We start from the raw sequence: 23,197 nt of genomic DNA, 5'->3' as shown, positions 1-23,197 counted from the left end.
CTGGAATGGCCTGAGGGGCTGCCGGTCGGCGAGGATCGTGCCATGCACATTCCGCTGCTCTCCCCCGTCGGCCGGGTCCGCACTGTTTCGCGCCTCTCGCGGGCGGGCGCGGTATGCGCGGTGCTCGGCGGTGCGGTGACGGCGCTGGTCGCCGCCCGCTGGCAGCCGCTCATGGACCTGGACGCGCGGATCGCGGAGGCGCTGCACCGGCGGGCGGTGACCGAGCCCGGCCTCGTCCATGTCAACCGGCTGCTGACGGACTGGCTGTGGGACCCGTGGACGTTCCGCGCCCTGATCGCCGTCGCGGTGGTGGTCCTGTGGTGGCGCGGAGCCCGATCGCTCGCGGCGTGGGTGGCGGCGACGACACTGTTCTCGGCGCTCGTGCAGCAGGGCGTCAAGGCCGTCGTCGGGCGGGACCGGCCGCAGTGGACCGACCCGGTGGACTCCGCCCACTACGCGGCCTACCCCTCCGGGCACGCGATGACGGCGACGGTGAGCTGCGGGCTGCTGCTGTGGCTGCTGCACCGGTCCGGGGTGCGCCGCGGGCCGTGGCGTGCGGCGGTGGGCGCGGCGGCCGTCTCGGTGCTCGGCGTCGGGCTCACCCGGCTGTACCTGGGCGTGCACTGGCCGTCCGACGTGCTGGGCGGGTGGCTCCTCGGGGCCGCGCTGACCGCCTTCGCGATCCTGGGCTTCGACCGCCGGTGCGCCGCCGCCGCGCGCCGGAGGCCCTGACCGGGAGAACGCCGCCATCGCCGGACAGGCACCCTTGCCCGGGGTCGGCCGGTTCGGCGAGGATCGGTGCCATGCCGATCAAGGGTGCCCTCTTCGACTTCTCCGGGACGCTGTTCCGGATCGAGCCGGTCCGTTCCTGGCTCGCCGCGACCCTCGACGAGCGGGGGGTGCGCGTGGACGAGGCCGCGTTCGAGCGGTACGCAACGGAGCTGGAGGCGTTCGGTGCGCTGCCGGGCGGGCCCAACCCGAAGCGGATGCCCGAGGAGCTGGCGGACGGCTGGGCGCACCGCGACGAGAGCGCCGAGCTGCACCGCGCGGTGTACACCGGCCTGGCCCGCCAGGTCGCCCTGCCCGACCCCGGCCTCTACGACGCGCTGTACGACCGCCATCTGCGCCCGGACGCCTGGCGCCCCTATCCGGACGCGGCGGAGGTGCTGGACGGGCTGCGAGCGGCCGGGGTCCGGGTCGGGGTCGTCAGCAACATCGGCTGGGATCTGCGCCCCGTCTTCCGCGCGCACGGCCTGGACCGCTACGTGGACGCGTACGTCCTCTCCTTCGAGCACGGCGTCCAGAAGCCGGACGCACGCCTCTTCCGCACCGCGTGCACACTTCTCGGACAGGATCCGACGGATGTGGTGATGGTCGGCGACGACCGGCACGCCGACGGCGGGGCCGCGGCGCTGGGCTGCGAGGTGCGTTTCGTACGCCATCTGCCGGTGGATGAACGGCCTGATGGGCTGCGGGAGCTCGGACTCACCGAGAAGGTTGCCTGAGACACATGTGAGAGATGTCCCTGACGCGCAATGGGTCGGATTGTCACATCGTGGCCTTAGCCTGGAGAACATGTCCCCGACTCCGTGCCCGTCCGATTCCGTACGCCCCGCAGCAGTGGTGAATGAAGACATTCGCGACCTGTGGCGGCGTTCGGGCGGCCACCTGTCGCCGGAGGACGAGGAGCAGTACCAGCGTCTGCTGGTCGAGTGGGCCGCGGCGACCGGGGGCGGCGAGCGGCCGGCATTCTGAGACGTCCCGGTTCCGGCGATCCCCTGCGTCGCCGGAACCGGTCCGTGGCGGGGGTACAGCATGTCCCGTCCCGCCTGATCGGTCAATGAAGTACTACGGTCCGCGATACGCCCGGTCCGCAGGGTGACGAATCCCCGTCTCAGCCCTCGCGGAGGCGCGCCGCCTGGCCGGCCGCCGCTTCGAGGACGCGGTCGAGCAGCCCCGGGAACAGCGCGTCGAGGTCGTCCCGGCGCAGCCCGTTCATCTTGGCGGTGCCCCGGTAGGTCTGCCGCACGATGCCGCTCTCACGCAGCACCCGGAAGTGGTGCGTGGAGGTGGACTTGGTGACCGGCAGGTCGAAGCAGGAGCAGGTGAGCATGGACTCGGCGGCGGCCAGTTCGCGGACGACGCACAGCCGCACCGGGTCCGAGAGGGCGTGCAGGACCGCTTCGAGCCGGATCTCCTCACGGGCCGGGTGGGGCAGGGTGCGGGCGCCCGCTGCCGGGTCGGCGGTGCTGGCAGGGGTCACGGTCGCTCTCCGTATCGTCGCTCCGTCCGGGGCTCCCATACTACGAGGCTCATCGTAGTTGGCCGTATAGGACAGGAGCTGTCCTGAAGGGTACGTAGCGTGGGACTGTGCCGGGCGACAGGACCGGTCCTGGAACGGGAGGCGCAGTCATGACGAGCACGGCCGAGATCCTTGACGGTGCCCTGGCCTTCGCGAGCGCCGGGGATCTCGAAGCCTGGCTGGAGCGGCACCACGCCGACCGCGCCGGGCTCTGGATGAAGATCGCCAAGCAGAGCTCCGGGGTGCCGTCGGTGACCGTCGACGCGTACACCGACGTCCTCCTCTGCTACGGCTGGATCACCGGGCAGCGCAGGTCCTGTGACGAGGTGTACTACCTCCAGCGCATCACGCCCCGCCGGCCGCGCAGCGTCTGGTCGCTCGTCAACGTGGAGAAGGCCGAGGCGCTCATCGCCTGCGGGCGGATGCGCCCGCCCGGTCTCGCGGAGATCGAGGCAGCGCGTGCGGACGGGCGGTGGGAGGCGGCGTACCCCTCGCAGAGCCTGGCGACCATGCCCGCCGACCTCGCGCACGCGCTGGCGGCGGACAGGGCGGCGCGGCGGTTCTACGACGGGCTCGGCAGGTCCGACCGCTATCTGGTGCTCCTGCGCCTGATGACGGCCCCGTCGCCCGAGGTCAGGGCGGCGCGCCTGGGAAGGGCGGTGGCCGCCATGGCCTCGGGTCGCAAGGTCGCCTGAGCGGCGCCCCCTCACGCCGGCGGGGCCGCCAGGTGCGGGAAGCGGTATTCGGTGCGGCTGCGGAGACACTCCCCGGGGCGCAGCACCGTGGACGGGTGGTCGGGGCGGTTGGGCGAGTCGGGGAGGTGCTGGGTCTCCAGGCAGACGGCGCTGTGCCGCTCGTGGTGGCCGCCGTCGGGGTCGGCGAGGGTGCCGTCCAGTTGGTTGGCGGTGTAGACCTGGATGCCCGGTTCGGTGGTCCACACCTCCATGACGCGCCCGCCGCCGGGCGCCGTGAGGCGGGCGGCGCGGCGGGGAGCGGCCGGTGCGTCCGCGCCGTCGAGGACCCAGCAGTGGTCGAACCCGCCCGCCCGGCGCAGCTGTTCGTGCGGCTGGGCGATCCGGTCCGCGAGGGTCTGCGGCCCGGTCAGGTCGAAGGGGGTGCCCGCGACGGGCGCGGCAGGACCCTCCGGGATGCCCTCCTCGTCCACGGGGAGGTAGTGCCCCGCGTCCACCTGGAGGGTGTGTCCGAGGATGTCGCCCCGGGCGGTCAGGTCGAAGTACGCGTGGTTGGTGAGGCTGACGACGGTGGCGCGGTCGGTGGTGGCCGCGTAGTCGAGCGCGAGGGTGCCGGCCGCGTCCAGGGTGTACGTCACCGTCACGTCCAGGGCGCCGGGGAAACCCATGTCGCCGTCGGGGCTGTGCAGCGTGAGCCGCAGGACGGCCGCCTCGTCCGTGGTGCCGGGTTCGGCCGACCAGATCCGGGTGTGGAAGCCGTCGGGCCCGCCGTGCAGGGCATGGCCGCGGTCGGTGGCGGGGACCTGGTGCTCCGCGCCGTCGAGGGTGAACCTGCCGTACGCGATGCGGTTGGCGTAACGGCCGACCAGGGCGCCGAAAAAGGGGTTCTTGCCCGTGTAGTGGTCGAGGCCGGGCAGCGAGCGGACGACCGAGGCCGGAATGCCGGCGGTGTCGGGCACGGTGAGCCGGTGCAGGACGCCGCCGTAGGTGAGGATCTCGGCCCGGACTCCGGTGCCGGAGTCGAGCGTCCAGACGTCGACGTTCGTGGACCCGTGGGCGCCGAACGGTTTGCTGTGCACGGTGGGGCGAGGCATCAATGATCCTTGGGGGCGATCGGAAGGCCGGAGCGGTCGGACGGGCGGGCCGTGGGCGGCGGACTCCCCGGGGTGGCGGGGAGTCCGGCCGGCGGGCCAGGGGGTGTCGCGCCGATCAGGGCCGGGGAGCGGTGGATTCGCGGACGACGAGCCGGTAGCCGGGCCGGGGCCGCCTAGGCTCCGCCACGGGTTCGCCGGACAGGCGCTCGACCAGGCTGTCGACGGCGAGCCGGGCGATGGCCTCCTTGTCGGGCGCCACGGTGGTGAGCGTGGTCGCGCCGTAGAGGCTCTCCTCGATGTCGTCGAAGCCGACGACGGCGACGTCCTCGGGGATGCGCAGGCCACGCGCGGTCAGGGTGCGCATGGCGCCGATGGCGATGAGGTCGTTGTACGCGAAGACGGCGTCGGGCCGCTCGCCGCGGTCGAGGAGCGCGGCCATGGCGGAGGCCCCGTCCTCGCGGCCGTAGCCGTCGGTGACGACGACCAGCGCCTCGTCGGGCTCGATTCCGGCGTCGGCCAGTTCCTCGCGCCAGCCGCGCAGCCGGAGGTGGGCGGGCTGGCGTTCGCGGCCGGTCCGGGAGCCGAGGAAGGCGATCCGGCGGTGGCCGAGCTCGATGAGGTGGCGTACGGCCTCGCGCGCCGCGGCGACGTTGTCGATGGCGATGTGGTCGTACGGGGCCTCGTACTCGCGCTCGCCGAGCAGGACCAGGGGCGCGGTATCGGTGCGCGCCATCAGGTCCTCGGTCTCCAGGTGGATCGGGCTCATGATGAGCCCGTCGATGACGTGGGACCGGAAGCCCTGGCTGACGAGGAGTTCCTTCTCGCGCAGCCCGGCGGTGTGGTCGACCAGCACGGTGTAGTCGTGCCGGGCGGCGGCGTCGACCACCGCGCCCGCCAGCTCCGCGAAGTACGGGTTGCCGAACTCGGGGACGGCGAGCGCGATGATCCCGGTGCGACCCTTGCGCAGATGACGGGCGGTGAGGTTCGGCCGGTAGCCGAGCTCGTCGATGGCCTGCTGCACCTTGGCGCGCATCTTCGGTGTGACGTGCTGATAGTTGTTCACCACGTTCGACACGGTCTTGATGGACACGCCCGCCCGTTGTGCAACGTCCTTGAGGCTGACGCCCACGGCACTCCCTGAATCGACTTGTCGCGCGGTGAGGCGCGGTGGCCCGGCTCCCGCCGGTTCGGCTCGATCGGCTCGAACGGTGCCGGGGCCGTGGGGCCCCGGCACCGGTTCAGGTGGTTCTGCGGCTGCGCGCCAAGTAGCGCTGGGCCACGACGACAACGATAAGGAAACCGCCGCTGACAACCGACTGGTACGAGGAGTTCAGCGAGCCGATCTGGTTGATCAGGTTCTGGATGACCTGAAGGAGCAGAACGCCCCAGAGCGTTCCGCTGATGGAGCCGGCGCCGCCGATGAGAAGGGTGCCGCCGATGACGACGGCGGAGATCGCGTCGAGCTCCATGCCCACGCCGAGGATGGTGACCCCGGAGGAGAGCCGGGCGGCGTTGAGCGCACCGGCCAGCCCGGCCAGCAGTCCGCTGAGCGTGTAGACGAGCATTTTCGTACGCGCGACGGGCAGGCCCATCAGGGTGGCGGCGTCACTGCTGCCGCCGACGGCGAAGATCGACTGCCCGAACGAGGTGCGCTGGAGGAGCAGTCCGCCGAGGCCGAACAGCGCGAGGGCGATGAAGATCGGGTAGCCGAAGCCCCAGATCGCGCCCTGGCCGAGTTCGGCGAAGGCCGAGTCCTTGGGCACCAGGTAGGTGGTGGCGCCCTCGTCCGTGATCGCGAGGAGCAGCCCGCGCGCCCCGAGGAGGGTGGCGAGCGTGACGATGAACGGGGCCATTCCGGCGCGGGCCACAAGGAACCCGTTGAGCAGGCCGATCGCACCGCACACCACGAGCGGGACCAACAGGGCGGGCACGATGCCCCATTGGGAGGCCCACGCGGCGAGCACCCCGCCCAGGGCGAAGACGGAGCCGACGGAGAGGTCGATGCCGCCGGTGATGATGACCATGGTCATGCCGAGCGCGACGACGGCCAGGAACGATGCCTGGACGGTCACCCCGCGGGCGTTGTCCACGGTGGAGAACGTCGTCGGGTAGATGCAGGACGCGACGATCACGACCGTCAGGAGGACGACCAGGACGCCCTGGCGCTGAAGGATTTCGGCGATCCGGCCGCCGGTCGTGCGCGGCGATCCGGCACCGGGCACCGGCGTGGTGGCGCCGGACGCGGCGGGGGTCTTGCGCGGGGCCGGGGCGGAGGCCGCCGGGGCAGGTGAGGTTTCGTTCATCGGGACCGACGCTCCCGGGCGACGTAGACGGCGGCGATGATGATGGCCGCCTGGGCGATCTGTGCGGTGGAGTCGGGCAGGTCGTGCTTGATGAGGGTGGCCCGCAGCAGCTGCATCAGCAGGGCGCCGGCGACGGTGCCGAGGACCCGGATGGAGCCGCCGTTGAGCGGGGTGCCGCCCACCACGACCGCCGTGATGGCGGAGAGTTCCATGAGGGTGCCGAGCGAGGAGGGGTCGCTGGCGGTGAGCCTGGCGGTGGCCAGGACCCCGGCGAGGGCGGCGAGGACGCCGCAGAGCATGTACACCCCGATGAGCACCCGTCGCACGGGCAGTCCGGCCAGGGCCGCGGCGGAGCGGTTGCCGCCGATGGCGACGACCTGGCGGCCGAAGGTGGTCCGGGTGACGAGGAAGGCGACGGCGAGGGCGAGGACACCGGCGATGAGGACGACCAGCGGGATGCCGAGGAAGGAGCCGGTGCCCAGGGAGAGCAGGTCGGGGTTGACGATCTGCTTGAGCTGGCTGTCCGCCATGACGAGGGCGAGGCCCCGGCCGCCGACGAACAGGGCGAGCGTGGCGACGATCGGCTGGAGTCCGACGAGGGAGACGAGGGTGCCGTTGACCGCTCCGACGAGGGCGCCGGCGAGCAGCGCCATGACGAGTGCGGGGACCAGTCCGTAGCCGAGGTAGAGCGGCAGCAGCGCGGCGGCCAGGGACATGGTCGAGCCGACGGAGAGGTCGACGCCCTCGGTGCCGATGACGAGCGCCATGCCGAGGGCGACGATGACGATCGGGGCGACCTGGACGAGCTGGGTGCGCAGGTTGTCCACCGTCATGAAGTGCTCGGTGAACAGCGCGTTGAAGACGAGGACGACCGCGACGGCGAGGTAGACGCCGTACTCCTGGTACCAGGCGGGGTCGCGCAGCCGGGCGAACGGCCGGGCTGCGGGGGTTGAGACGGCGGCCTGGGTCATCGGGGGTCCTCCTTCGCGGCCGGCGCCTTGTCCGCGGCAGCCGGTGAGTGGTCGGCGAGCACTTCGAGCAGATGGCTCTCCGCCACCTCGTCGCCCGCCAGTTCGCCCGCGACCGCTCCGCCGCGCAGGACGACGATCCGGTCGGCGCCCTCGATCAGTTCCTCGATGTCGGAGGAGATGAGCAGCACGGCCAGGCCCTCGCGGGCGAGGTCGTCGATGAGGCTCTGGACCTCGGCCTTGGCGCCGACGTCGATGCCCCGGGTGGGTTCGTCGAGGAGCAGCACCTTGGGTTCCAGGCAGAGCCAGCGGGCCAGCAGCACCTTCTGCTGGTTGCCGCCGGAGAGCTCGCCGACCTTCTGCTCGGGGCTCGCCGCCTTGATCCTGAGTCGCTTCATGAAGATGTCGACAATGCGGTCCTGCTTGGCACGGGAGACGATGCCGGCGCGGGACAGCCGGGGCATCGCGGCCAGCACGATGTTCTCGCGGACCGAGAGGCCGGGCACGATGCCCTCGGCCTTGCGGTCCTCGGGCAGCAGACTGATCCCGGCCCGGATGGCACCGGCCGAGGTGAGGCGGCGCAGGGTGCGTCCGGCGATGCTCACCTCGCCGGAGTCCAGGGAGAGCGCACCGGCGATGGCCTTCGCGGTCTCGCTGCGCCCGGAGCCGAGGAGCCCGCCGAGGCCCATCACCTCACCCGCGTACAGGTCGAGGGATATGTCGTGCAGCTGGTGGTCGCGGGAGAGCCCGGTGGCGGTGAGCACGGGGGTGCGCGCCGCTTCGTGGCCCTCGGAGCCGAAGCTGGTGAGCCCTTCGCGGCGTACTTCGGCCATGTCGCGGCCGAGCATCATCGAGACGAGCTGCATCCGGTCGAGGTCGGCGAGGTCGCCGGTGTGGATGTGCTTGCCGTCGCGCAGGACGGTGACCCGGTCGCAGATCCGGTACAGCTCGTCCATGCGGTGGCTGACGTAGAGGACGGCGATGCCGCGGCCGCGCAGGTCCTCGATGACCCGGAAGAGCGTCTCGACCTCGCGGGGCTCCAGCGAGGAGGTGGGCTCGTCCATGATGACGACCTGGGCGTTCACGGAGACGGCGCGGGCCATGGCGACCATCTGCTGGGTGCCGATGCCCAGGGTGTGCAGGGGGCGCTTCGGGTCGACGCGGACGCCGAAGCCGTCGAGCAGTTCGCTCGCCTCGCGGTACATCCGGGGGAAGTCGATCAGACCGAAGCGGTTCTTGGGTTCGCGGCCGAGGAAGATGTTGCGCGCCACGCTCATCAGCGGGACGAGGTTCACCTCCTGGTAGATCGTGGAGATCCCGGCCTCCTGCGCCTCGAACGGCCGGGAGAAGGAGACCTGTCGGCCGGACAGCCGCAGTTCGCCCTCGTCGGGGCGGTAGACACCGGTCAGCACCTTGATGAGGGTGGACTTCCCGGCTCCGTTCTCCCCCACCAGGGCGTGGGTCTCGCCGGCGCGCAGGGAGAAGGAGACGCCGTCGAGGGCGACGACGCCGGGGAACCGCTTGCTGACCGAGCGGGCCTCCAGGACGGCGGGTGCCGTGCCGGGCTGGTCCGCGAGGGCCGTTCCGGTCGCGCTGCTCTCCTTCACGTCTGCGGCCGGCTCCGGCGGCTGCGGTACTGCTTCGGGTGGTGCCATGGCTGGTCTTGGCCTTCCGCTCTTCCAAGGATGGGGGCCCGGTGGCCGCCGTGACGGAGAAGCGCCGCGGCGGCCGTGAACCGACGGAGCCGGTACGGGCAGTTGGGGCCGGCTGGGATCAGAACGCGTTGCCGACCGTGGACTTGGCGTTGGCCTCGTCGTAGGAGCGGTCGCTGATGATGACGTTCTCGGGGATCTCCTCGCCGCCGTAGAACTTCTGGGCGGTCGCGAAGGCGAGCGGGCCGAAGCGCGGGTTGGACTCGATGACGGCGTTGTACTCGCCGTTGACGATGGCCTGGACGGCGTTGCGGGTGCCGTCGACGGAGACGATCTTGATGTCCTTGCCGGGCTTCTTGCCGGCGGCCTTCACCGCGGTGAGGGCGCCGAGGCCCATCTCGTCGTTCTCCGCGTAGATGGCGGTGATGCCGGGCTTGGACTGGATCAGCTGCTCGGTGACCTGCTGGCCCTTGTCGCGGGCGAACTCGCCGGTCTGCTGGGCGACGATCTCCATGTCGGGGGCCTTGGCCTTGAGCTGGTCCACGAAGCCCTTGGTGCGGTCGGTGGTGACGTTGTTGCCCGACGAACCGAGGAGGATGGCGACCTTGCCCTTGCCACCGGTCGACTTGATCATCGCGTCGGCGGCGCGCTTGCCCTGCTCGACGAAGTCGGAGCCCAGGAAGGCCACGTAGTCCTTGCAGGCGGTGGCGTTGAGCTTGCGGTCGACGGTGAGGACCGGGACCTTCTTGGCGGCGGCGGCCTTGAGGGCCGGCTCCAGGCCGTCCGAGTTCAGCGGGGCGACGATGAGGAACTGGGCGCCCTGGGCGAGCATGTCCTGGATGTCGCTGATCTGCTTGGACAGCTGCGACTGGGCGTTGGTGGTGAGGAGCTTCTTGACGCCGATCTTCCTGGCCTCGTCCTTGATGGACTGGGTCTCGGCGATACGGAAGGGGTTGGCTTCCTTCTCCGACTGGGAGAAGCCGACCACCGCGTTCTTCAGGTCGAGCTTCGGCGCGCCGTAGCTCTGCAGGGAGCAGCCGGAACCGGACGACGACTCGGGGGTCTCGGCCGCCTGTGCTGCCTGGCTGCTGTCGCTGCTCGCGTTGTTGTCCGAGCCCTCCGACTTGGAGCAGCCGGAAACGGCCAGCGTGGCGGTGGCGGCGAGGACGCAGGCCACGGCGAGGGTACGGGATCGACGCTGGATCATCATGCGCGGGAGCTCCTTGGCGGGATGACGGCACGCCGAAGGGCGTGCGGTCGGTCATGGCTGGACGATGCATCGGCCGCTGCGCGGCGGCTGATGGCACTGCACTCACGGCCCCGCTAGGAGACGGCCCCTAGCTGCACAAACTGCGGTCGTGAGAGCCTGCGCGGCCTCTCGGCGGCTCGGTTTACAACGTTATATAGGCGGTGCGGCACGGGCGGCAAGAGCGTTGTCGATGCGTTTCCAAAATGTGTCGGAGCCGCTTCGGGCTCGCGCGGCAACCGGACCCGGGCGATCCCGCCGCCCCTCTGGACAGCCGCCCGACGGCGTGCTGTCATACCGCCGGAACCTCATTTTCCAACGTTGCAGAAAAGTGCCGCACCCCCCGCCCGGATCGCGACGGCACCTTCGTCATGCGCGCGGCCGGTCCGCACAGCCGCGCCGCGCCCTCTCTCTTGTCATGCGCATTTCTAAGCTGGATCCCGTGTCCGGCAGAGCAGGAGCCCTCGCCCATGCCCCTGAACCGCAGGCAGCTCATGACCGCCGCCCTCGCGACCGTCGCCGCCACCACCGCGGCCGGCCGCTGGTCGGCCACCGCGACCGCTGCCGAGCACCGGGTGCGGCCCGCGCACGGCGGCCACTACTCCCCCAATGCCGCGCCCCTGCACCCCACCGCCTTCCTGAAGCTCCCGCCCGGCAGGGTCACCGCGCGCGGCTGGCTCGCCGGGCAGTTGAAGCTCCAGCTGGACGGGTTGTGCGGCCGGTACGAGGAGTTCTCGCACTTCCTCGACTTCTCGGCCACCGGCTGGGTCCGCCCCGAACTCGGCGGCTGGGAGGAGGTCCCGTACTGGCTGCGCGGCTACACCGACCTGGCGATCGTCACCGGCGACGCGACCGCGCTGGCCTCGGTGCGCCGCTGGTTCGACGCGATCCTGGCCACCCAGCAGTCCGACGGGTTCTTCGGCCCGAAGGCGCTGCGCACCTCGCTGAACGGCGGCCCCGACTTCTGGCCGTTCCTGCCGCTGGTCCAGGCCCTGCGCTCCTGGCAGGAGTACACCGGGGACGCCCGGATCATCCCCTTCCTGAGCCGGTTCTTCCGGTACATGAACACCCAGGGCCCCGGCGCCTTCAACACCAGCTGGATCGCCCTGCGCTGGGGCGACGGCCTGGACAGCGTCTTCTGGCTGTTCAACCGGACCGGCGACACCTTCCTGCTCGACCTCGCCGACAAGATCCACACGTACGGTGCCGACTGGGGCGACAACCTGGTCAATCCGCACAACGTGAACATCGCCCAGGGCTTCCGCGAGCCCGCGCAGTACGCGCTGCGCAGCGGCTCGGCGCAGGACACCCGGGACACGTACGGGACGTACGGCAAGGCCATGGACCAGTACGGGCAGTTCCCCGGCGGCGGGTTCGCCGGTGACGAGAACGCGCGGCCCGGGCACGGCGATCCCCGGCAGGGCTTCGAGACCTGCGGGATCGTGGAGTTCATGGCCAGCCACCAGCTGCTGACCCGGATCACCGGCGATCCGCTGTGGGCCGACCGCTGCGAGGAGCTGGCGTTCAACTCGCTGCCCGCCTCGCTCGACCCCTCGGGGAAGGCCGTCCACTACATCACCAGCGCCAACAGCGTCGATCTGGACAACGTGCCCAAGAGGGACCGGCAGTTCCAGAACGGGTTCGCCATGCAGGCGTTCCTGCCGGGCGTCGACCAGTACCGCTGCTGCCCGCACAACTACGGCATGGGCTGGCCGTACTTCACCGAGGAGCTGTGGCTCGCCACCCCCGACGGGGGCCTGGCCGCCGCCATGTACGCCGCCTGCGAGGTGACGGCCAAGGTCGCCAACGGCACCGAGGTCACGTTCACCGAGGAGACGGACTACCCCTTCGAGGAGACCGTCACCCTCACCCTGAAGGCCCCGAAGCGGCTGGCCTTCCCGCTGGTGCTGCGCGTCCCGGCCTGGTGCGACGCCCCCGAGATCGCGGTGAACGGGCGGCGCGTCGACGCCCCGGCCGGCCCCGCCTTCACCCGGATCGACCGCACCTGGGCCGACGGGGACCGGGTCACCCTGCGCTTCCCGCAGCGCACCACCGTACGCACCTGGGCGGACAACCGGGGCTCCGTCAGCGTGGACCGCGGCCCGCTCACGTACTCGCTGCGCATCGGCGAGACGTACGAGCGGATCGGCGGCAGCGACCGGTTCCCCGAGTACGCGGTGCACGCGACCGGCCCGTGGAACTACGGCCTCGTCCTGGACGCGAAGAAGCCCGGCGCTTCCCTGCGCCACCACCGCGCGCGGGGGGCGAAGGCCGGCAACCCCTTCACGCTCGACGGGACCCCGCTGTCCATCACCGCGAAGGCGCGCCGCATCCCGGAGTGGACGGCCGACGACGAGCACGTGGTGGCCCCGCTCCAGGACTCGCCGGCCCGCAGCACCGAGCCGGTGGAGGAGGTCACCCTCGTCCCGATGGGGGCGGCGCGGCTGCGCATCACCTCCTTCCCGACCGCGGACCCGGGCGCGGAGCCGTGGCTCGCGGACCGCTGGTACCGCATCCGCAACCGCCACTCGGGCAAGGTCCTCGGCGTCGACGTCATGTCCACCGCCAACAGCGCGCACGTCGTCCAGTTCGGGGACACGGGCACCGACGACCACGACTGGCGGCTGGTCGCGGAGGGCGACGGCTGGTACCGCATCCGCAACCATCACTCCGGCAAGGTGCTCGGCGTCGACAACATGTCCATGGACAACAGCGCGCACGTCGTCCAGTTCGACGACAACGGCACCGACGACCACCTCTGGCAGCTCGTCCCGGACGGCGACGGCTGGTACCGCATCCGCAACCGCCACTCCGGCAAGGTCCTCGGCGTCGACAACATGTCCACTGCCGACAGCGCCCACGTCGTCCAGTTCGACGACAACGGCACCGACGACCACCTCTGGCAGCTCGTCTGATTCCCGGCGCTCCGCGCTCCCCCCATACCGCTCCCGTCCCCCGGGGGCCGCACCGAATCAAGGAGTCGAACCTGTGAGCCGTTTACCAGTCCCCCGCCGAAGGCCGTGGTGGAGACGGGCGATCGCGACGACCGGCCTGCTGGCGCTGGTGTCCTCCGCGCTGGTCGGGGCGGGCGCCACGCCGGCCGGCGCCGCGTCCTGGTCGCCCAAGACCGCGCCGATGACGACGCCCTGGACCAGTCAGGTCCCGGTCGACAAGCCGCTGCCCGAGTACCCGCGCCCGCAGCTGACCCGGTCCGACTGGGCCAACCTCAACGGCATCTGGGACTTCGCGGTGACCGGCCGGGACGCCGGGCAGCCGTCGTCGTGGCCGGAGCAGATCCGGGTGCCGTTCGTGGCCGAGTCCGCGCTCTCCGGCATCCAGCGCAGGATCACCGAGAACGACAAGCTCTGGTACAAGCGCGCCTTCACCGTCCCGTCCGACTGGAACGGCCGCCGGACGGTGCTCAACTTCGGCGCCTCCGACTGGCAGACCACGGTCTGGGTCAACGGCACCAAGGTGGGCGCGCACAAGGGCGGCTACGACTCGTTCTCGTACGACATCACGCCGCAGCTGAACGGCGGCACGAACACGATCGTGGTGTCCGTCTACGACCCGACGCAGACCGGCGGCCAGGCCGTCGGCAAGCAGCGGATCAACGACGTGCAGCCGCACAACGGGGGCGGCATCTTCTACACCGCCGCCTCCGGCATCTGGCAGACGGTCTGGCTGGAACCGGTCGCCGCCGCGCACATCACCCGGCTGGACATGACGCCGAACCTGGGCGACAGCACCCTGCGGGTGAAGGTGCAGGCCGACGCGGCGTCCGGGCGTACGGCCAGGGTCACCGTGTCCAGCGGCGGCACCGTGGTCGGCTCGGCCACGGGTGCGGTCGGCTCCACGGTCTCCGTACCGGTGCCGAACACGCGTCTGTGGACCCCGGACGACCCGTTCCTCTACGACGTCCGGGCGGAACTGCTCGACGGCTCGGCGGTGACGGACTCGGTCGGCAGCTACACCGGGATGCGCTCGATCGCGATCGCTGAGGTCGACAACGTCCTGCGGCCGGTCCTGAACGGCAAGTTCGTCTTCCAGACGGGCACCCTGGACCAGGGCTACTGGCCGGACGGCATCTACACCGCGCCGACGGACGCCGCCCTGAAGTCGGACCTCCAGGCCCACAAGGACCTCGGGTTCAACATGGTCCGCAAGCACATCAAGGTCGAACCGCAGCGCTGGTTCTACTGGGCGGACAAGCTGGGACTCCTGGTCTGGCAGGACATGCCGGCGATGGACACCGGCAAGTCCCCGAGTCCGGCGGCCCGCACCCAGTGGGAGGCCGAGTTCCACGCGATCATCGACCAGCACCGCAGCTCCCCGTCACTGGTCATGTGGGTCGACCAGAACGAGGGCTGGGGGCAGTACGACCAGGCCAGGATCGCGAACGAGGTCAAGGCGTACGACCCGACCCGGCTGGTCGACAACATGAGCGGGGTCAACTGCTGCGGCTCGGTGGACGGCGGCAACGGGGACGTGGTGGACAACCACATCTACGTCGGCCCCGGCAACACCGCGCCGACCGCGACCCGGGCGGCCGTCCTCGGCGAGTTCGGCGGGCTGGGCTACAAGGTCCCGGGGCACGAGTGGTTCCCCGGCGGCGGCTTCAGTTACGAGGACCAGCCGAGCATCGCCGCGCTGAACAACCGGTTCACCGGGCTGATCGACGGCATCCGGATCGGCCAGCTCCCGGCGGGCCTCTCCGCCTCGGTCTACACCGAGATCACCGATGTGGAGAACGAGGCCAACGGGCTCCTCACCTACGACCGCCAGGTCGTCAAGGTGGACACGGCCCGGGTGCGGGCGGCGAACCAGGCCCTGATCAACGCCTCGAAGAACCCGGCCCCGCCGGTGACCCTGCCCACCGGGGGCTACAAGTCCCTGCGGGTCACCACGCCCGGCTACACCAACAAGTATCTGCGCCACCAGGACTCGCTGGCCTTCACCGAGGTGGTCGACGGCAACAGCGGCGCGCTGCTGAAGAACGACGCCACCTGGAAGATCGTGCCGGGACTGGCGAACGGCAACTGCTACTCGTTCGAATCGCGCAACTACCCGGGCGAGTATCTGCGCCACCGGGACTTCCGGGTCCGCCGGGAGGCGAACGACGGGTCCGCGCTGTACAAGGCCGACGCCACCTGGTGCGCGGTCGCCGGCTCCGGCGGTGTCCGGCTGACCAGCGCGAACCTGCCGGGCAGCTATCTGCGGCACATCAACTCGGAGGTGTGGCTGGCCACCCCGGGCGGTGGGCACGACTGGGACAACCCGGCCACGTTCACCGAGGACACCACCTGGGCGGTGGAGGCGCCCTGGGCCCCCTGAGACGAGCACCGGGGCCCGGCGGACCCGCCCGCCGGGCCCCGGTTCCGTCACGCGTCGCCCATGACCAGGCCCTCGATGGTGTGCTTCTGCACGATGGGCGCGAGCTCGTCGACCACCGGGCAGCCCAGGTGCGCCCGGACCCGCTCGGGCAGCGACTCCCAGAAGCCCCGGGTGACCGCCATGTCGTGGTGGCCGTCGTTCCCCGCGCCCGGGGCGTCCACCCCCAGCACGAGGACCGGGCGGGGGTCCTGCGACTGGTTGGCCGTGCCCCGGTGGACGGTCAGGGCCGACCGGGCCGAGATGTCGCCGCGCTGCGGGTACTTGCGCTCGGCCAGCGCCTCGTAGCGCGGGTAGTCCTCGCGGCGCGGGAACATCGCGTGCCCGAAGCGCGTGTCGTCGTCCCACTGGGTGCCGGGCGCGATCTCGAACGGGCCCATGTCCGCACGGGTGTCGACGGCCGTGAGGTTGAACGCCAGCGAGGTGAGCCTGCGGTCGCGGCGGGTCTCCTCCGGCATCGGGAAGTCGCGGTGCCAGGGCTGGTTCACCGCACCGGCCAGCGGCACGTCGAAACCCAGCTCCACGATGCGGTAGCCGGGGCCGAGGACCGCCTCGCTGACCGCGCGCACCCAGGGGTGGTCGACCAGGTCCACGAAGCCCCGCAGCTGTTCGGGGTGGATCTCCACGTAGTAGCGGTGCGGGCCGCGGCCGACCGCGCCGCCCTCCCGGCCGCGCGCCTCGGCGAACGCGGCGTCGATGTCCTCGCGCATGCGGTCCGCCCACTCCGGGCTGAACGCCCCGCGGCAGGCGGTGATCCCCGCGCCGTACAGGTCGCGCACCGCGTCCTCGGCGGGCGGGAAGGGGGCGGTGGTGGTGGCGGCCTCGGTCATGGTGTGGTCCTTCCTTCGTTCGGAGCACCCTCATATTGCAACGTTGCAACCAACGTGGCAAGAGCTTGTACGCAGGCAACTCATGCCACCTGTTACGGTCACTGCGCACAGGGCGCGGGACCCTCCGCCCGCCGCAGAGAGCAGGAGCACCGAACGTGGCAGCGAGACTCAAGGACGTGGCCGCGCTCGCCGGGGTGTCCGTCAGGACCGTCTCCAACGTGGTGAGCAACGCCGCCGCCGTCGCCCCCGGCACCCGGGCCCGGGTGCTCGCCGCGGTGGAGGAGCTGGGCTACCGGCCCAACCTCGCCGCGCGCAACCTCCGCCAGGGCCGCACGGGGCTCATCGGTGTGGCCGTGCCCGAGATCCACTCCCCCTACTTCGGCGCGCTCACGGGCCTCCTCATCGACGCCGCCCAGGAGCGCGGCTGGACGGTGCTCGTGGAACGCACGGGGGGCCGGGCGGAGCTTGAACGGCGCCTGCTGGACGGCTCCGAGGGGCACCAGGTGGACGGGATGGTCATCAGCCCCTGGTCGACGCCCCCCGCCGAACTGGCGTCGCTCGCGGGCGGCCTGCCGCTCGTCGTACTCGGCGAACTCGATCCGCACGGGTCCATCGACCACGTGGCGCTGGACAACGTGGCGGCGGCCCGCGACGCGGCACGGCATCTGGTGGCGACGGGGCGCCGGAGGGTCGCCGCGATCGGGCTCCAGTCCGCGCTGGGGCACGGCACGGCCGAGCTGCGGGCCGAGGGCTTCAGGCGGGGGCTCGCGGAGGCGGGGCTGAGCCCGATCGCCGAGGTGGAGGTGGCGGACCTGCACCGGGAGGAGGGGGCGCGGGCCCTGCGTGAGCTGCTGGATCTGCCGGAGCGCCCGGACGGGGTGTTCTGCTTCAGCGACGAACTGGCCCTGGGGGCGCTGAGGGCGGCCGGGGAGCTGGGGGTGCGGGTGCCCGGGGAGCTGGCGCTGGTGGGCTTCGACGACATCGAGGACGGGCGGTTCGCCACACCTTCGCTGACCACGGTGTCGCCCGACCTGGCGCAGATCGCGGAGCGGGCGGTGCAGTGCCTGAGCGAGCGCGTGCTCGGGCGGCTGGCGGATCTGCCGGCGCGCCGGATCGTGGTGCCGCACCGGCTGCTGGTGCGGGAGAGCAGCGGGGCGTAGGGGTTCTCCTCCGGGCAGCCGGAAGCTCCCGGCGGTGCGGGCCTGCGCCGCGCACCGCCGGGAGCGGTCCTGGGTGCGGGGAGGGCTTACGCCTTCCCGCCGTCGTACAGCGCGGTCACCTCCTGGTCGGTGAGCGCCTTGTCGTACACCTGGACCTGGTCCACGGAGCCGTTCCAGAAGTCGGTGTTGTTGCCCGACCACTTGGCGCGTCCCACGGAGAGGGCGCCGCTGCTGACGTCGGCCGATCCGGCCGCGGCGGTGGAGGCGAGCTTGCCGTCCACGTACAGCTTGATCTGGTCACCGCTGCGGACGCCAACCAGGTGGTACCAGTGGCCCAGCTCCGGGGTCATCTCCGCCCGGGCCCGGTGGGCGCCGGGGGTGGAGAAGGCGAACGCGCCCTGACCGTACTGGAGGTAGAACGGGTTCTCCTGGCGCCGGCCGTCCTGGCTGACGACGGTGGCGTAGTTGCCCGGGAGGGCGTCCAGGGAGGCCCAGGCGGAGACGGTGTAGTCGCCGGTGGTGTCGACCACGGGGCCGTCGGTCTCGGCGTACTGGCCCTGGCCGTTGAACTTCAGCGCCGAGCCGTGCACGCCGGGGGTCCAGGACGTGCCCTCGGAGAGGGTGAGGTCCTTGTGGTTCGGGCCGCTGTCGGCGGCCTTGGTGCCCTTGTTCTCGTCCAGCGACCAGGAGCCGCCGCCCTTGACGGGGGTGCGGGTGCCCGCGGCGGCGCCGGCGGCGATGACCTCCTGGTTGATCTTGCGGACCTGGGCGGCGTCGACCTTGATCTCGCGGCGGTCGTACGTCCAGAGGCCGTTGAGCTCGTTCTCCAGGTCGGTCACCTGGGTGTAGATGGAGCCGGAGAGTTCGGCGCCGGCCGCCTCCAGGTAGTACTTGCGGGTGTTCTCGACGTACTTGGCGGTCAGTGCGGCCTTGTCGGCGACACCGCTGTAGATCACGGTCGGGGCACCGGGCCACATGTGGCCGGGCATCCGCAGGGTGAAGCCGCCGTGCTCGCCGTCCATCGCGGCGCGGTTGGCGTCCGGGAAGGCCGGGTCGGTGTTGTTGTAGTCGTGGTGGTCGATGATGTCGCCCTTGCCCGAGTCACCCTTCGAGTTGCAGCAGTTGACACCGCTGTGGGCGTTGACGATGCGGGAGGGGTCGGCGGCCTGGACCTTCTCGGTGATCTTTCCGGTCTCGGTGCGGTCCCACTCGCCCCAGCCCTCGTTGAAGACGATCCAGGAACCGATCGAGGGGTAGTTGTGGAGCTGCTTCATCATCTCGGCGCCCTGGTCGAGGAAGGCCTGGTGGCCCTTCTCGTTGGTGAGGTTGCCGGAGACGAAGTCCTGCCACACGAACAGACCGAGCTGGTCGGCGTGGTAGTACCAGCGGGCGGGCTCCACCTTGATGTGCTTGCGCACGGAGTTGAAGCCGAGCTCCTTCTGCGCCTTCAGGTCGAAGACCAGCGCGTCGTCGCTGGGCGCGGTGTTCAGGCCGTCCGGGTAGAAGCCCTGGTCGAGCTGGGCGAGCGAGAAGAACGGCTTCCCGTTGAGGACGATCTTCTGGTAGCCGCCGACGTTGGCGATGCCGACGGAGCGCATGCCGAAGTAGCTGTCGACGGTGTCCTTGGAGCTGCCGTCCTTGAGGGTGACCTCCAGGTCGTACAGGTACGGGTCGTCCGGGGTCCACAGGTGCTGCTTGGCGACGGGCAGGCTCAGGTCGCTGTTGGCCGGTCCGGTGACCGTGCCGACGACCTTGCCCTTCTTGTCACGGGCGACCGCGGTGATCCGGGCGGACTCCGAGGCGTTCTCGGAGTCGACCTTCAGGGCGAGGCGGCCCTTGTCGATGTCCGGGGTGGTCGTCAGCGAGTCGACGGCCGCCGGGGCGACGGGCTCCATCCAGACGGTCTGCCAGATGCCGGAGGAGGCGGTGTAGAAGATGCCGCCCGGGTTCGCCGACTGCTTGCCCGTGGGCTGGTCGGGGCCGGTGGTGTCGGTGACCGCGACGACGATCTCCTGCGGGCCGCTGCCCTTGATCGCGTCGGTGATGTCGGCGCTGAAGGCGGTGTAGCCGCCGGTGTGCTCGGCGACCTGCTTGCCGTTGACCCAGACGGTGGCCGCGTAGTCCACGGCGCCGAAGTTGAGCTTCAGCCGGTTGCTCTTGCCGTGCTTGTCGCCCTTGACGGCCCAGTTCTTCGGGACGGTGACGAGCTTGCGGTAGAACATGTGGTCTTCGTGGCGCTCCAGGCCGGAGAGCTGCGACTCGACCGGGTAGGGCACGGTGATGCGCTCATCGAGCTTCTTGCCGAAGACCGGCTTCTCGCCCGCCTTGGCGCCGGCGAACTCCCACTGGCCGTTGAGGTTCTGCCACCTGTCGCGCACCTGCTGCGGCCGGGGGTACTCGGGCAGCGGGTGGTTGCGGTCGACCTTGTCGCCCCACTTGGTGGTGAGGCGGTGTGTGGAGTTGTTGGTGGCCGTGCGGTTGATGTCGGGGACGGTCTCGCCGCCCGCCTTCAGGCCGCCCTTGCCGTCGTAGGCGATCTTGACGCGCTGGTCCTTGAGGACGGCGGCGTCCAGCTTGACGACGAGTTCCTTGCCGTCGCGGGTCCGGGTGACGGACTTGACCGGCATCGGGGTGGTGTCGGCCTCGATGGTGAGGTGGTCCTTCAGGTCCGCGTAGTCGCTGACCTGGTCGTCGAAGACCGCGTGCAGCTCCGTGCCGTTGTCCGCGACGCTCAGCCCGACCGGGTAGACCTCGAAGTCGGCGGGCGGGGTGAAGGCGGACTCCGGGACGACCTGCCGGTCCAGGTTCGCGCTGGACCAGCGCAGGAACATGTTGGCGCCGCCGGTGTCCTGGAACATCTCCAGCTTGAACTCGTGCGGCTCGCCGGCCTTGAGCGATACCGGCGCACTGGTCTGCTCGTTGTCCCAGTCGGGCTCCCAGTGGTCGATGACGGCCTTGCCGTCGATGAACAGCCGGAAGCCGTTGTCGCCGCTGGCGGCGAAGGTGTAGTCGCCGTCCTCGGGGGCGGTGATGAAGCCGGTCCAGCGTGCGGTGGTGTTCTCGGTCTGACCGGTGGTCGACTCGAACGTGCCGGTGAGACCGGGGAAGTTGATGTTCGGGTCGAGCGCCACCCCGCCCAGCTTGGCGAAGTCCCGCGCACCCGGCGCGGACATGCTGAAGTATTCGCCCTTCAGCCCGTGGACGGTGGTGGCCGGGTCGCCGGCCTTGAAGGTGGTCGAGGCGGCGCTCGCGGGGGCGGCCGCCGCTGCCGGGACGAGCGTGGCACCGAGCGGGATGAGCAGCGCGGCGGCGCAGGCCGCTGTCCTGAACAGAGCGCGGGGGTGGGGCGTTTGTGGTCTCAAGGCGTCGTCCTGTCGAGAGAGCTGAAGTGCCTCGAACCTGTGAGGCACAGCACACAATCGAACATTGAGCCACAGCACCAAACGCAAAACAACAGTCGTGCGCGAGGATTTTTCAACGATAGAAAGCGCGGCCGCAACGCACGGGTGGCGGGTCCACGCAGACCGCCCCCTTCGCACACCTTGGGTGCGAAGGGGGCGGTCCGGGGCGAAAGGGAACGCCCTGAGGGCGGGTCAGATGGCGTAGCCGTAGGGGGCGGGGGCATGCACGGCGCCGTTCAGCGCACGGCCGGCCTCCCGGGCCCAGGAGGGGTTGCGCAGCAGTTCGCGCCCGAGCAGGACGGCGTCCGCGCGGCCCTCGGTGAGGATCTTCTCGGCGTGCTGCGGGTCCGTGATGAGACCGACGGCCGCCACGGGCAGCGAGGCCTCCCGCTTCACGCGCTCGGCGAAGGGCACCTGGTAGCCGGGGCCGGTGGCGATACGGGCGCGGGGGGCGTTGCCGCCGGTGGAGACATCGAGCAGGTCCACGCCGTGGTCCCGCAGCAGCGCCGCCAGCCGCACGGTCTCGTCGGCCGTCCAGCCCTCGCGCTCGTCCTCGGGGTTCTCCGTGAGCCAGTCCGTCGCGGAGACGCGGAAGAAGACCGGCAGCTCCTCGGGCCACACCTCGCGCACGGCGTCGACCACCTGGAGGGCGAGGCGCACGCGGTTCTCGAAGCTGCCGCCGTACTCGTCGGTGCGGCGGTTGCTGTGCGGGGAGAGGAACTGGCCGATGAGGTAGCCATGTGCGCCATGCACCTCGGCGACCTGGAAGCCCGCCTCGACGGCACGCCGGGCGGCCTGGCGGAAGTCGTCCACGACGCCCGCGATCTCGTCGGTGGTCAGCTCGTGCGGGACCGGGTAGCCCTCGTCGAAGGGCAGCGGGCTGGGGCCGACCGGGGTCCAGCCGTGCGCCTCGGGGCCGACGGGGCCGCCGCCGGTCCAGGGCGCGGCGGTCGACGCCTTGCGTCCGGCATGGGCGAGCTGGATGCCGATCACGGAGCCCTGCGCCTTGACGAACTCGGTGATCCGGCGGAACGCCTCGACCTGGGCGTCGTTCCAGATGCCGAGGTCGGCCGGGCTGATGCGGCCCTCGGGACTGACCGCCGTGGCCTCGGTGAGGATCAGGCCGGTGCCACCGGTGGCCCGGGCGGCGAGGTGGGCGAAGTGCCAGTCGCCCGGCACACCCGTCTCCGGACCCTCCACTGCCGCGCTGTACTGGCACATGGGCGCCATCCACACCCGGTTGGGCACGACAAGCGACCTGAGGGTGTAGGGCTCGAAGAGGGCACTCACGACGGACTCCGTTTCGCCGGGTACGGAAGGATCGCTAGTACGATACATCCCGTAGTACGACGCCCGTCAAATTACGACCACTCTCGTACAACAGTCACTCCGCCACGAGCGGCTTCGCGGATTCCGGGTCAGCGGGGTTTCAGGGGGTACGAGCTGCGGCCGGCCGCCTCGTCGATCTCGTCGTGCGCCTTGGTCAGGAGCTTCATCGCCAGTTCGTTGAGCGCGCGGGCCCCGGCGACCTCCTCCCCCACCCGGGGCTGCTCGGCGTCGGAGGGGTGGCGGCTGGCGTAGCCGTGGGCGCGCACCTCCTGTCCGTCGGAGAGCCGCACCAGGGCGGCCGCGCGGGTGCGGTGGGTGTCCTCCTCGAATTCGAGCTCGATGTGCCATCCGACAGCGGTTCGGGTCATGGCGTTCACCTCCGGAAGGTCTCCCTTCCAGGGTGCGCCCGCCGCCGGGCCGCGCGCGAACGCTCACACCCCCGGCAGCCGGCCCCGGCGCCGGAGCGGGATGGAGGCGTCGGCGTCGTACAGCTGGTTCCAGCTGCGTCCGGCGCCGGACTTCCAGGTGACGTGGGCGGTGCCGCCCTCGACCCGGACGGTCTCCACCGTCATGGCGCGGTCACCGTCGCGCACGTCGCCCCGGCGCAGTTCGTCCGCCCTGACGGTGACGTGGTGCGCCGGTCCGCTCTCGGCCTCGTCCGCGGCGGAACCGAGAGCGGCCGCCAGTTCCCGGGCCCGGGCCGGGGTGCACAGGAAGGTGCGCTCGCCGGACGGGGTGGCGACGGTGATCCCGACCTCCGCCCCGGCGGGGGCGACCTCCAGGATTCCGCTGTCCCCGTGCTCGTCCGTCATCGCTGCGCACCTTCCCG

At 71.2% G+C, this 23,197-nt stretch carries 19 protein-coding genes; 7 read left to right on the top strand and 12 right to left on the bottom strand.

The features are described from left to right. Nucleotides 1–42: 42 nt before the first annotated feature. The 3 genes from ACZ6C6_RS05850 to ACZ6C6_RS05840 all read left to right on the top strand — a co-directional run bounded on the left by ACZ6C6_RS05850 (nt 43) and on the right by ACZ6C6_RS05840 (nt 1,755). A complete protein-coding gene (locus tag ACZ6C6_RS05850) occupies nt 43–732 on the top strand; it encodes a phosphatase PAP2 family protein (protein WP_469199488.1) in 690 nt (229 codons plus the stop codon). A gap of 71 nt (nt 733–803) precedes the next feature. After that, nucleotides 804–1,505, top strand: coding sequence for an HAD family hydrolase (locus tag ACZ6C6_RS05845; RefSeq protein ID WP_469199486.1), 702 nt, complete (start codon nt 804–806; stop codon nt 1,503–1,505). Between the two features lie 70 nt (nt 1,506–1,575). Further along, nucleotides 1,576–1,755 carry a hypothetical protein gene (locus ACZ6C6_RS05840; protein WP_051083973.1) on the top strand — a complete coding sequence of 60 codons (180 nt, stop codon included), beginning with the start codon at nt 1,576–1,578 and terminating at the stop codon, nt 1,753–1,755. A gap of 139 nt (nt 1,756–1,894) precedes the next feature. On the opposite strand, the gene ACZ6C6_RS05835 is transcribed toward ACZ6C6_RS05840, so the two are convergent. Further along, on the bottom strand, nt 1,895–2,263 hold the full coding sequence (locus tag ACZ6C6_RS05835) for an ArsR/SmtB family transcription factor (RefSeq protein WP_469199484.1): 369 nt from the start codon (nt 2,261–2,263) through the stop codon (nt 1,895–1,897). 149 nt (nt 2,264–2,412) lie between these two features. Here ACZ6C6_RS05835 and ACZ6C6_RS05830 point away from each other — a divergent pair, with 149 nt between their 5' ends. Continuing rightward, nucleotides 2,413–2,997 (top strand): YdeI/OmpD-associated family protein, encoded by a 585-nt coding sequence (locus ACZ6C6_RS05830; protein WP_469199482.1) that lies wholly within the window; start codon nt 2,413–2,415, stop codon nt 2,995–2,997. Nucleotides 2,998–3,008: 11 nt separating this feature from the next. Here ACZ6C6_RS05830 and ACZ6C6_RS05825 read toward each other — a convergent pair whose 3' ends face one another. From ACZ6C6_RS05825 to ACZ6C6_RS05800, 6 genes are all read right to left on the bottom strand, one after another. Continuing rightward, nucleotides 3,009–4,088, bottom strand: a complete 1,080-nt coding sequence (locus tag ACZ6C6_RS05825) for an aldose epimerase family protein (RefSeq protein ID WP_469199480.1) — start codon at nt 4,086–4,088, stop codon at nt 3,009–3,011. A 115-nt stretch (nt 4,089–4,203) separates the two neighbouring features. Then, nucleotides 4,204–5,217 (bottom strand): LacI family DNA-binding transcriptional regulator, encoded by a 1,014-nt coding sequence (locus ACZ6C6_RS05820; RefSeq protein ID WP_469199478.1) that lies wholly within the window; start codon nt 5,215–5,217, stop codon nt 4,204–4,206. A gap of 109 nt (nt 5,218–5,326) precedes the next feature. After that, entirely contained in the window at nt 5,327–6,391 is a 1,065-nt protein-coding gene (locus ACZ6C6_RS05815) for an ABC transporter permease (protein ID WP_469199476.1), read from the bottom strand. Continuing rightward, a complete protein-coding gene (locus tag ACZ6C6_RS05810) occupies nt 6,388–7,362 on the bottom strand; it encodes an ABC transporter permease (protein ID WP_469199474.1) in 975 nt (324 codons plus the stop codon). Before ACZ6C6_RS05810 ends, ACZ6C6_RS05815 begins: the two co-directional genes overlap by 4 nt. Next, a complete protein-coding gene (locus ACZ6C6_RS05805; protein ID WP_469199472.1) occupies nt 7,359–9,014 on the bottom strand; it encodes a sugar ABC transporter ATP-binding protein in 1,656 nt (551 codons plus the stop codon). The genes ACZ6C6_RS05810 and ACZ6C6_RS05805 overlap by 4 nt, the downstream gene beginning before the upstream one ends. 118 nt (nt 9,015–9,132) lie before the next feature. Then, nucleotides 9,133–10,221 carry an ABC transporter substrate-binding protein gene (locus ACZ6C6_RS05800; protein WP_469199470.1) on the bottom strand — a complete coding sequence of 363 codons (1,089 nt, stop codon included), beginning with the start codon at nt 10,219–10,221 and terminating at the stop codon, nt 9,133–9,135. 506 nt (nt 10,222–10,727) lie between these two features. On the opposite strand from ACZ6C6_RS05800, the gene ACZ6C6_RS05795 reads away from it, so the two are divergent. After that, nucleotides 10,728–13,172, top strand: a complete 2,445-nt coding sequence (locus ACZ6C6_RS05795; RefSeq protein ID WP_469199468.1) for an RICIN domain-containing protein — start codon at nt 10,728–10,730, stop codon at nt 13,170–13,172. A 148-nt stretch (nt 13,173–13,320) separates the two neighbouring features. After that, nucleotides 13,321–15,591 (top strand): AbfB domain-containing protein, encoded by a 2,271-nt coding sequence (locus tag ACZ6C6_RS05790; protein WP_469200838.1) that lies wholly within the window; start codon nt 13,321–13,323, stop codon nt 15,589–15,591. Between the two features lie 47 nt (nt 15,592–15,638). On the opposite strand, the gene ACZ6C6_RS05785 is transcribed toward ACZ6C6_RS05790, so the two are convergent. After that, nucleotides 15,639–16,478: a phytanoyl-CoA dioxygenase family protein gene (locus ACZ6C6_RS05785; RefSeq protein WP_469199466.1), complete on the bottom strand. Its 840-nt coding sequence runs from the start codon at nt 16,476–16,478 to the stop codon at nt 15,639–15,641. 155 nt (nt 16,479–16,633) lie between these two features. Here ACZ6C6_RS05785 and ACZ6C6_RS05780 point away from each other — a divergent pair, with 155 nt between their 5' ends. Next, nucleotides 16,634–17,638: a LacI family DNA-binding transcriptional regulator gene (locus tag ACZ6C6_RS05780; protein WP_469199464.1), complete on the top strand. Its 1,005-nt coding sequence runs from the start codon at nt 16,634–16,636 to the stop codon at nt 17,636–17,638. 86 nt (nt 17,639–17,724) lie between these two features. Here the strand turns inward: ACZ6C6_RS05780 and ACZ6C6_RS05775 are convergent, their stop codons facing one another. The 4 genes from ACZ6C6_RS05775 to ACZ6C6_RS05760 all read right to left on the bottom strand — a co-directional run bounded on the left by ACZ6C6_RS05775 (nt 17,725) and on the right by ACZ6C6_RS05760 (nt 23,180). Then, the gene (locus tag ACZ6C6_RS05775) at nt 17,725–21,000 is read right to left on the bottom strand and encodes a LamG-like jellyroll fold domain-containing protein (RefSeq protein WP_469199462.1); all 3,276 of its coding nucleotides are present in this window, start codon (nt 20,998–21,000) and stop codon (nt 17,725–17,727) included. A 231-nt stretch (nt 21,001–21,231) separates the two neighbouring features. Next, the gene (locus ACZ6C6_RS05770) at nt 21,232–22,329 is read right to left on the bottom strand and encodes an NADH:flavin oxidoreductase/NADH oxidase (RefSeq protein ID WP_469199461.1); all 1,098 of its coding nucleotides are present in this window, start codon (nt 22,327–22,329) and stop codon (nt 21,232–21,234) included. Between the two features lie 128 nt (nt 22,330–22,457). Continuing rightward, entirely contained in the window at nt 22,458–22,736 is a 279-nt protein-coding gene (locus tag ACZ6C6_RS05765; protein ID WP_469199459.1) for a DUF1876 domain-containing protein, read from the bottom strand. A 63-nt stretch (nt 22,737–22,799) separates the two neighbouring features. Then, a complete protein-coding gene (locus ACZ6C6_RS05760) occupies nt 22,800–23,180 on the bottom strand; it encodes a hypothetical protein (protein ID WP_469199457.1) in 381 nt (126 codons plus the stop codon). Between the last annotated feature and the right edge of the window lie 17 nt (nt 23,181–23,197).

The sequence above is a fragment of the Streptomyces sp. NPDC041814 genome, from assembly GCF_055590565.1.
The sequence above is the reverse complement of the archived record's forward strand: the minus strand, read 5'-3'. Positions and strand labels throughout refer to the sequence as shown.